1 protein-coding gene is annotated in these 1,279 nt (G+C 47.1%); it reads right to left on the reverse strand.

Features of this window, described 5'->3' with window-relative positions; translation table 11 throughout:
• Positions 1–1,279 (reverse strand): hypothetical protein (locus GY843_RS17670; RefSeq protein WP_297311565.1); only part of this gene is annotated, 1,279 nt, incomplete at both ends.

Here is a 1,279-nt window from a genome sequence, read left to right on the forward strand (position 1 = left end):
ATCGTCAGGTTCTACCGGAGTCAGGCCATACGATTCCTCTGTGTGACTGAAATCTTTACCCATAGCCAGCGTAGCTGAGACTATCACTTTATGCTGTGCACGCCTTAACGCTTTACGCACAAGTGGTCCTACCTGGATGGGTTCTATCTTCACGCCCTCAGGTTGCCTTGTGAGTAGGTAGTTTCCAGTTCTACCTACATGCTCTGAATCGTGCAGCCGACTTATGAACTCCATTATGGACCCTACACGGGATACAACTCGTTTTATTTTACGGGTTAAACTCCGGAGCTGGTCACGAGAGAAAGTCTCTACTGCGTTGTAATCTTCCGAGTAACTCGAGCTGCTGTGTTGCAGCATATTTTGGGTAGCTTTGTATATCCCTTCCAGTTGACGATTCATTTCCCGTGCTGTTCCGGCTAACTTAAAAATTTGTTTTCGCCCCTGTACGATGTCTACCTGACCTACAGCATTGGTGTATGGACCTATTTCTTTGTGGTACGTGTTATACTGGGCTATCAGTGCTTTGACCTGTGCTACAAATATCTTGGAGCTTACTGCACCGGAGTCATCTATAAGCGCACGAAGATTCTCGTCGTTAACGACCATCGCACGAAGTCCATCCAGTCCCTTTGATGTTATCCTGTGCGTATAGGCTGCACGGAATGCTTCTGGTGCCTGGTGTCCCTCATCGACTATCAACATGTTGTAGTCACCCAGAAGGAAGCCTGGACCAAGTTTCAGGTCGATGGCTAACAGGTGATGGTTCGTTATGACAATATTGGACTGCTGTGGTTGTGGTTTACACTGTAATATATGCGGGCAGTTTTTACCCATAATACAATTACTGATGTCTACCTTAGGCCACCACGTAGGTCGGCCGCCTTTCCAGTCTTTGATATCCGCAGGTTGCTCCCATACACGTGCGTCGTTAATAAACTCGAGGTAGTGTTTCTTATCCAGTGCGTCGTGGACTTCACTGGCCAGTAACCAGCAGGCATAATTACTTTTACCCTTATAAATAACGTACCGTTTTTTCGAACCGATACTATCACATACGTAGGGTACGTCCTTAGTGAATAGCTGGTCCTGGAGTGTCTTCTTCGCTGTCGCTATTACAATACGTTTATCTTCACGTATGAGGGAGGGAATCAGGTAGGCGAAACTCTTACCTATACCTGTACCTCCTTCAGCCAGTAAGGTTCCTCTCTCTGTATCCTGCAGCATTGCGTGGATGTCGGTAGCTAGAGCGGCCTGTGATGCCCGCTTCTCTTTAATCATG

This window comes from Neptuniibacter sp. (genome assembly GCF_024231755.1).
Taxonomy (GTDB): domain Bacteria; phylum Pseudomonadota; class Gammaproteobacteria; order Pseudomonadales; family Balneatricaceae; genus Neptuniibacter.